Origin of the sequence: Paraburkholderia diazotrophica (genome assembly GCF_900108945.1) — a bacterium.
Taxonomy (GTDB): Bacteria; Pseudomonadota; Gammaproteobacteria; order Burkholderiales; family Burkholderiaceae; genus Paraburkholderia; species Paraburkholderia diazotrophica.
Window position 1 is genome coordinate 210,646 of the sequence record NZ_FNYE01000012.1, and the last position, 8,648, is coordinate 219,293.

The window sequence follows — 8,648 nt, forward strand, 5'->3', positions numbered from 1 at the left end:
CATTGCCTGCCCGCGTCGGCGCAGGTTTCGTCCGACCCGCCCAGGCATGGAATCATTGTGCTGCTATCGACAGGCACGTGCAACCTGGCCATCCGGCATATGGCGCGCGCTTTCCGGCGCGGTTAGTGTGTAGCGGTGGGTGACGCAGGTGGACGGTTCGAACTGCGTGTGGTCGCAAACGTGTAGAGCGCATCGAGAGTCGCGTCGGGCTGCTCGGACATCAGCGCGTGACCGGCGTCGAGCGTGATCGTGTCGACGGGCACGCCCGCTTCACGCAGCGCGTCGGCGAGCGCTCTGGCGGCGCGCGGCGGCGTCATAAGATCGCGCCGGCCGACGATCAGGCGCACTGGGCACGTCACTTGCGCAGCGCGGGCGAGGCCGTCCGTGTATGCGTTGCACGCGCTGAAGTCGGTGTGAAAAAGCTGCGGCTCGCCCGTTGCCGAAACGCGCTCCATCAGCCGCTGGTTCATGCCGTGCAACCAGAAGCCGGGCGCGGGGCACGACGGCTTGGCGGCGATGGTCGAATGCGACCACTGGTTCACCATCTCGATCGCGTCGGGCTCGCGCTCACGGGCGGCGTCGAGCAGCGTGTCGGAGACGGCCATCGGCACGGCCGTCGCGACGAGGGCGATGTTCGTCGCGCGCGACGGGTAGCGGGCGGCGAAGTCGAGCGCGACGAGCGAGCCCATGCTGTGTCCGGCGACGAACGCGCGCGCGACGCTCAGCGCGTCGAGCAATGCGGCCAGCCAGTCGGCCATCGCGCCGATGCTGGTCAGCGCGGGGCCGGCGCTGCGATGATGGCCGGGCAGATCGACGGCGAGCACGCTGAAGCCGTGGTGCGCAAAGTAGCGCGTCTGCAGCGCCCACGCGCTGTGATCGTGCTCGGCGCCATGTATGAAGACGGCCGTGGGCAGCGCGGCATCGAATGCCTTGCCGCCTGTGTATGCATAGGCCGGTTTGCCGTTCACGTCGACGATCATGCGGACTCCTTGCGTCCAGTGGCCGCCGGCTTGTTGGCGGATTGCGGGGCGGATTGTGGGGAGGAGCCGCCCGCGGATTTCTGCGCAGCCTTGAGCGCGCGCTTGAGGTCGTCGATCAGATCGTCCGGGTCTTCGAGGCCGATCGAAAGGCGGATCGTGCCTTCCGCGATGCCCGCTGCGGCGAGGGCAGCGGCGTCCATGCGGAAGTGCGTCGTCGATGCCGGGTGGATCACGAGCGAGCGGGCGTCGCCGACATTCGCCAGATGCGAGAACAGCGACAGCGCTTCGATGAACGCGCGGCCGGCGGCACGGTCGCCGCGCAAGTTGAAGCTGAACACGGCGCCCGCGCCGCGCGGCAGCAGGCGTTGCGCCAGCGCATGGTCCGGATGCGTGGGCAGTTCCGGATACGCGACGGATTCGACGGCAGCATGCGCAGCCAGAAATTCGACGACCTTGCGCGTATTCGCCACATGTCGTTCCATCCGCAACGGCAGCGTTTCGATGCCTTGCAGCAGTTGCCAGGCGGCTTGCGGATGCAGGCACGCGCCAAAGTCGCGCAGCCCTTCGCGTCGCGCGCGCAACAGGAAGGGCGCGACGGTGCTTTCCTCGGCGAACACCATGCCGTGAAAGCCCTCGTAGGGTTCTGTGAATTCGGGGAAGCGGCCCGAAGCCTCGAAGTCGAACGTGCCGCCGTCGACGAGCACGCCGCCGATCGTCGTGCCGTGACCGCCGAGAAACTTGGTCGCCGAGTGGTAGACGAAATCGGCGCCGTGATCGAACGGCTTCAACAGATACGGCGTGGTGAACGTCGAGTCGACCAGCAGCGGCACGCGGTGCTCGTGCGCGATCTGCGCGACTGTCGCGATGTCCAGAACGTCGAGGCCGGGGTTGCCGAGCGTCTCGCCGAACAGCAGCTTCGTGTTCGGGCGCAGCGCGCCGCGCCATGCGTCGATATCGCCGGGCTTCACGAACGTCGTTTCGATGCCGAAGCGCGGCAGCGTGTAGCTGAGCAGGTTGTGCGAGCCGCCGTACAGCGCGCTCGACGCGACGATGTGCGAGCCCGCGCCCATCAGCGTCGCGATGGCGAGGTGCAGCGCGGCCTGGCCGCTCGCCGTGCCGATCGCGCCCGCGCCGTTTTCGAGCGCGGCGACGCGCTCTTCGAAGACGGCGACCGTCGGGTTCGAGATGCGCGAATAGACATGGCCCGCGCGCTCCATGTTGAAGAGCGCGGCGGCATGATCGGAGTCGCGGAACGAGAACGACGTGGTCTGATAGATGGGCGTCGCGCGCGCGCCCGTCGCGGGGTCGGGCGCGGCGCCCGCATGCAGCGCAAGCGTATCGAAACGGTTGGCAGGCATCGTGGACGGCCGGGCGTCGGCGGCCCGGCGAAGGTGAAAGTGACGGCCATCGTATCACCGGGCCGCGTGCGCACCACTCCGTTTTCGCCCGCATGTCGACGCGCTCGCGGGCATGATTCCGCCATGGTCAGCGGTGTTGCGAATCGCACGGCCCGCGCTCTGCCACTGTTCCGACATGCCTGCGAGCGCCGTCTGCCGGACGTTCGATGACGCGCTATCGTCCGTCCCGTCCGCTTTCTTTTTGCGGGCCTTTCCGCTAGCATCGAAAGTCAGTCATGCCCTTAATGTTTCACCGGGCCTCATCTGCCACCATGCTGCATGGGACCAGAGCAAGGTAACGCGCCAAGGCGCCAACTCTGGTCGACAGGAGACAAATCATGCGAGTCAGCGACATTCTGAAGGTCAAGGGCAACACCCTGTTCACAGTCACACCCGATACGCCGCTCAACGAGGCCGTCAACACGATGGCCGAGCACGACATCGGCTCGCTCGTCGTGATGGAATATGGCGATCTCGTCGGCATGCTGACCTTCCGCGAGATCATTCTCGTGCTGAGCCGCAATGGCGGCAGCGTCGGCGGCACGACGATCCGCAAGATCATGGACGACCATCCGCTCACATGTACGCCGGAAACCGATGTCAACGAGGTGCGCCGCATGATGCTCGAGCATCACGTGCGCTATCTCCCTGTGATGGAAAGCCGCGCGCTGATGGGCGTGATCTCGTTCTACGACGTCGCCAAAGCTGTAGTCGAAGAGCAGGGCTTCGAGAACCGGATGCTGAAGGCCTATATTCGCGACTGGCCCGCAGAAGACGAGCCGCAGCAGGAGCAGCCCTCGCGCTGATTTTTGTTGGCCCGTCGTTGGCCTGCCGTTTGGCCTCGTTGCCTCGATCGGTCTGTCTGGCCGGCTTGCAATGCGCCGACATGCCGCTGTCGCATGACTGAACCATCCTCGAAGCGCGCGCGAAAAGCGTGCGCTTTTTTGTGCCCGCCATTCCCGCAGCGCCGCTGTGAATCTGCGCGAAGCCTGCCCTCTTTGTCACGCATTCGATGAGCGATCGTCCGTTGTCCACCGCCCAACACGCAAGGCGCACCTCGCGCGAACACGGCTCGCAGTTTCGCCTGTTGCGCGAGCGCCGTTTTGCACCGTTTTTCTGGACGCAGTTTCTCGGCGCGATGAACGACAACGTGTTCAAGATCGGCTTTACGTCGCTCGTCACGTATCAGGCCGCGCGATTCTCAGGCGTGAATGCGGACACCGCAGCCTTTCTGATTTCTGCAATCTTCATTCTGCCGTTCGTCCTGTTTTCGGCGACGTCCGGCCAGGTCGCCGACAAGTACGATAAGGCGATGCTCACGCGCTTCGTGAAGTCGTTTGAGATCGGCGTAATGCTGGTCGGCGGCGCGGGCTTCTGGCTGCATGACGCGCTGCTGCTGTATCTGTGCACGTTCCTGATGGGCGTCCATTCGACCGTGTTCGGCCCCGTCAAATACGCGTATCTGCCGCAGCATCTGGACAAGACGGAACTGGTCGGCGGCAACGGAATGGTCGAGATGGGCACGTTCGTCGCGATTCTGCTCGGCACGATTGCGGGCGGCGCGGCGGCGGGCTCCGAGGCGCATGGCGCGGCGATCCTCGCGTTCGGCTGCGTGGCGATTGCGCTGATCGGTCGCGTGGCATCTGGCTTCGTGCCGCAATCGGCGCCATCGCAGCCCGATCTGCGCATCAACTGGAATCCGATCAGCGAGACCTGGCGCAATCTGAAACTGGCGCGCGAAAACCGGACCGTCTTTCTTAGCCTGCTTGGCATTTCCTGGTTGTGGTTTGTCGGCGCGACATTTCTGTCGTCGTTCTTCCGTTTCGCGAAGGACGTGCTGTCCGCGAACCCCGATGTCGTGACCGTGCTGCTCGCGACTTTTTCGATCGGTATCGGCACGGGCTCGCTGCTGTGCGAGCGCTTGTCGAAAAAGCGCATCGAGATCGGCCTCGTGCCGCTCGGCTCGATCGGCATCAGCGTGTTCGCGATCGACCTGTTCTTCGCGAGCCACGCATTGCCGAAAGCCGCGCATCTGCTGACGGTGGCCGAATTCATGACGCAGCCCGCGCATTGGCGCGTGCTGGCCGATCTGTTCCTGCTCGCGATGTTCGGCGGCTTCTACAGCGTGCCGCTCTATGCGCTGATCCAGAGCCGCAGCCAGCCGAGCCATCGCGCGCGGATCATCGCGGCGAACAACATCCTCAACTCGCTGTTCATGATCGTGTCGTCGCTGATGGCCGTTGGGCTGACGTCGGCGGGCGTCGGCATTCCGGGGCTCTTTCTCGTGACGGCGCTGCTCAATGTGATCGTGGCCGTCTACATCTATTCGCTCGTGCCCGAGTTCCTATTGCGCTTCGTCGCATGGCTGCTCGTGCATACGTTCTATCGGATTCGTCTCGTTCACGCCGAGCGCATTCCCGAAGAGGGCGCGGCCGTGCTGGTGTGCAATCACGTCAGCTACGTCGACGCGCTCGTGATCATGGCGGAAAGTCCGCGGCCGATCCGCTTCGTGATGGACCATCGGATCTTCCGTACGCCGTTTGCCGGCTGGCTGTTCAGACATGCAAAGGCAATTCCGATTGCGCCCGCGCACGAAGACGCGGATCTGCTCACGCGTGCCTACGACGCCTGCGCAAGGGCGCTCGACGATGGCGATCTCGTCTGCATCTTTCCCGAGGGCAAGCTGACCAATACGGGCGACATGAATCCGTTCCGTCACGGCGTGTCGGAAATCCTGCGGCGGGCGCCTGTGCCCGTCGTGCCGATGGCGTTGCGCGGTCTGTGGGGCAGCGTCTGGTCGCGCAGCGCCGATGCGCGATTCCCGCGTCCGATTCACAAGGGCGTGATGAGCCGTCTGACGCTGGCGGTCGGCGAGCCGCTCGAACCCGCGCAGGCGACGCCGGAAGTCCTGCAGCAGATCGTGTCCGAACTGCGCGGCGCACGGAAATAGCGTTTCGGGCGCGGCTGCCCGCCGCGCGCGCAACGCGCTTTTGTGCGTTTGTCCTATAACGATCGCCCGAGTCCCCGCGCGCCACGGCGGGGCGGCCGGGCTGGCATAATAACGCTCTCCCCGCATTTCTTTGGACGACGCTCATGTCCGGCAATACCCTCGGTACGCTCTTCACCGTCACGACCTTCGGCGAATCGCATGGCCCGGCTATCGGCTGTGTGATCGACGGCTGCCCGCCGGGCATGTCGCTCGTCGAGGCCGACATCCAGTTCGAACTCGATCGCCGCAAGCCCGGCACGTCGCGGCACGTGACCCAGCGCCAGGAAGAAGACAAGGTCGAGATTCTTTCGGGCGTCTTCGAGGGCAAGACGACGGGCGCGCCCATTGCGCTTCTGATCCGCAACACGGACCAGCGCAGCAAGGACTACGGCAATATCGCCGAAACCTTCCGTCCGGGCCACGCCGACTACACGTACTGGCAGAAGTACGGCATCCGCGACTATCGCGGCGGCGGCCGTTCGTCCGCGCGGCTGACGGCGCCGACGGTGGCGGCGGGTGCCGTCGCGAAGAAATGGCTGCGCGAGAAGTTCGGCACCGAGATTCGCGGCTATATGGCGGCGCTCGGCGAGATCGACGTGCCATTCGTCGACTGGCAGCACGTGCGCGAGAATCCGTTCTTCGTGCCGAACGCGGACATCGTGCCGCAACTCGAAGCGTATATGGACGCGCTGCGCAAGGACGGCGATTCGATCGGCGCGCGCATCAACGTGGTGGCGTCGGGCGTGCCCGTCGGCCTGGGCGAACCGCTTTTCGACCGGCTCGACGCCGATATCGCGCACGCGATGATGGGCATCAATGCGGTGAAGGGCGTCGAGATCGGCGCGGGCTTCGCGAGCGTCGCGCAGCGCGGTTCGGTGCACGGCGACGAACTGACGCCGGAAGGTTTCGTCGGCAATCATGCGGGCGGCGTGCTCGGCGGCATTTCGACGGGGCAGGACATCACGGTGTCGATCGCGATCAAGCCGACGTCGAGCATCCGCACGCCGCGCCGCTCGATCGACAAGAGCGGGCAGCCCGCTGTCGTCGAAACGTTCGGACGCCATGATCCGTGCGTCGGCATTCGCGCGACGCCGATCGCCGAGGCAATGCTTGCGCTCGTGCTGATCGACCATGCGCTTCGGCATCGCGCGCAGTGCGGCGATGTCGTCGTCGATACGCCGAAGATCGCGGCGAGCGCGCCCTGAAGTCGAATAGTCGAAACTCGGCTTTGCACGCTCGCTGGTTATCGACAGGGCGGTCAGCATGAGTCACAACGTGAATCACAACGACTCCACGCGCGCCGACGCATTGGCGCAGCTTTACGCGCGCACGTCGGCGCCCGACGCCGTTGCGACGGACTGGCTCGCGCTCGGCAATGCGCTGCTGGCGGGAGCGAACGGCGACAAGGCACGACTGCGCCAGGCGGTCGATGCGCTCGTGCGCGCATACCGCCTCGACGCGAACTGCGACGCGCGGCTGCTGCACGAGATCGCACAGACGGCCTTCATTCTGCGGGACTGGGTGCTCGTCGAATCGGCGACGGCGCTGCTATTGGCGCGCGACGCCAACGACGCGAACGCGCTTGTCTGGCGCTCGGCTGCTTTCCAGCAACGCGACGATTTCGCCGAAGCTCAACGTCTGCTGCATGAAGCTGCACGGGCCGCGCCAGGCAACCACATCGTGCTGCACAAGCTCGCGTTGTGCATCAAGGAGCAGGGCCGTTTCGCAGAAGCCGAGGCGCTGCTGCGGCGCGTGCTGGAACTGACGCCGAATAATGCGCACGCGCTGTTCGATCTGTCGGAGCTGGAGATGCGCGCGGGACGATATGCGCAAGGCTGGCTCGACTATGAAGCGCGCGTCGCATTCGCCGACGATGTGAACGCCGCGAAAGTCGCACTTGCCGCGATTAGCCCCAACTGGCGCGGCGAATCGCTGGCGGGCAAGACGCTCGTCGTATATGGCGAGCAGGGCAACGGCGATTGCCTGTGGTCGGTGCGTTTTCTGCGTCTGCTCGCCGAACGCGCGCAACGCGAAGGCGGTCGCGTGATCTTCGGCTATGCGGGGCCGATGCAGCATCTGTTCGAACGCATGCTGCCTGCCGGCATCAGGATCGAAACAAGCCTCGAAACGAAGCCGGATTGTCACTGCGGGCTGATGAGTCTGCCGCTGCGGCTCGGCATCGACGATCCGTCGATGTGGGGGCGTCCGTATCTGAGCGCCGATCCCGAGCGTGCGGCGCTGTGGCGCGAGCGTGTCGCGGGCGCTGCGAAGGCGGGGAACAAGACCGTTGGCCTCGTGTGGAACGGCAATCCCGACCACGTCCGCGATGCGCGGCGCTCGGTTCCCGTCGAGCTGCTTGCGCCGCTTTTGAACGTGTCGGGCATCACGTTTTTTGCGGTGTCGCCGGGGCGTCAGACAACCGTCGAACAATGGCGGGCGCGAGGTGTCGATATCGTCGATCCGACCGAGCACTTCGAAGCGGGCTTCGACGATGTGGCTGCGCTGCTCGTGAATCTCGATGCGCTCGTGACCATCGACAGCGGTCCCGCCCATCTGGCAGGCGCGCTCGGCGTGCCGACGTGGCTGATGATCGATTACGTGTCCGCGTGGTTTTGGGGCGAAGAGACGGAGCGCGCGCCGTGGTATCAGACTGTCGAGCTGTTTCGCCAGCCGTCCGTCGGTGTGTGGACGCCTGTTATCGAACGGGTGCGCGCGCGGCTGGAGGCGCTCGCGGCTTGAATCGTGTGGGCCGTGTGGATGTCAACAAGCCGTCATACAAAAACGCCGCTCCAGGAGCGGCGTTTTTCGTTTGCCCAGACGCGGCGCGCGTCACATGTTCGGATAGTTCGGCCCGCCGCCGCCTTCGGGCGTGACCCACACGATGTTCTGCGTCGGGTCCTTGATGTCGCACGTCTTGCAGTGCACGCAGTTCTGCGCGTTGATCACGAGGCGCTCGCTGCCGTCGTCGTTCTTCACGAACTCGTACACGGCGGCGGGGCAGTAGCGGCCCTCGGGGCCCGCGTAGGTTTGCAGATTCACCTTGACAGGCACTGACGGATCTTTCAGCGTCAGATGCGCGGGCTGGTTCTCTTCGTGATTCGTGTTCGAGATGAACACCGACGAGAGCCGGTCGAATGTGAGCCTGCCATCAGGTTTCGGATAGTCGATCGGCTTGCACTGCGAAGCCGGCTTCAGCATCTCGTGATCCCAGTGCTGGTGATGCAGCGTCCACGGCACGTTGCCGCCCAGCAGCTTCTGCTCGATGCCGACCATCAGCGTGCC

At 65.1% G+C, this 8,648-nt stretch carries 7 protein-coding genes; 4 read left to right on the plus strand and 3 right to left on the minus strand.

Features of this window, described 5'->3' with window-relative positions; all coding sequences use genetic code 11:
- Positions 1–122 precede the first annotated feature (122 nt).
- Positions 123–980: an alpha/beta fold hydrolase gene (locus tag BMW76_RS17710; RefSeq protein ID WP_090867276.1), complete on the minus strand. Its 858-nt coding sequence runs from the start codon at positions 978–980 to the stop codon at positions 123–125.
- Positions 977–2,338 carry an O-acetylhomoserine aminocarboxypropyltransferase gene (locus tag BMW76_RS17715; RefSeq protein WP_090867278.1) on the minus strand — a complete coding sequence of 454 codons (1,362 nt, stop codon included), beginning with the start codon at positions 2,336–2,338 and terminating at the stop codon, positions 977–979. Before BMW76_RS17715 ends, BMW76_RS17710 begins: the two co-directional genes overlap by 4 nt.
- 377 nt (positions 2,339–2,715) lie before the next feature.
- Here BMW76_RS17715 and BMW76_RS17720 point away from each other — a divergent pair, with 377 nt between their 5' ends.
- The 4 genes from BMW76_RS17720 (at position 2,716) to BMW76_RS17735 (ending at position 8,105) form a co-directional block, all read left to right on the plus strand.
- On the plus strand, positions 2,716–3,183 hold the full coding sequence (locus tag BMW76_RS17720) for a CBS domain-containing protein (RefSeq protein WP_087733662.1): 468 nt from the start codon (positions 2,716–2,718) through the stop codon (positions 3,181–3,183).
- Positions 3,184–3,389: 206 nt separating this feature from the next.
- Complete coding sequence (locus BMW76_RS17725; RefSeq protein WP_090867279.1) at positions 3,390–5,327, plus strand: MFS transporter; 1,938 nt, start codon at positions 3,390–3,392, stop codon at positions 5,325–5,327.
- 143 nt (positions 5,328–5,470) lie between these two features.
- Positions 5,471–6,571 (plus strand): chorismate synthase, encoded by a 1,101-nt coding sequence (aroC, locus tag BMW76_RS17730; protein WP_090867281.1) that lies wholly within the window; start codon positions 5,471–5,473, stop codon positions 6,569–6,571.
- 58 nt (positions 6,572–6,629) lie between these two features.
- Positions 6,630–8,105 carry a tetratricopeptide repeat protein gene (locus BMW76_RS17735; protein ID WP_177200416.1) on the plus strand — a complete coding sequence of 492 codons (1,476 nt, stop codon included), beginning with the start codon at positions 6,630–6,632 and terminating at the stop codon, positions 8,103–8,105.
- A gap of 90 nt (positions 8,106–8,195) precedes the next feature.
- Here the strand turns inward: BMW76_RS17735 and BMW76_RS17740 are convergent.
- Positions 8,196–8,648: 4Fe-4S dicluster domain-containing protein (locus tag BMW76_RS17740; protein WP_177200417.1), on the minus strand; the 453-nt coding region annotated here is incomplete at its 5' end.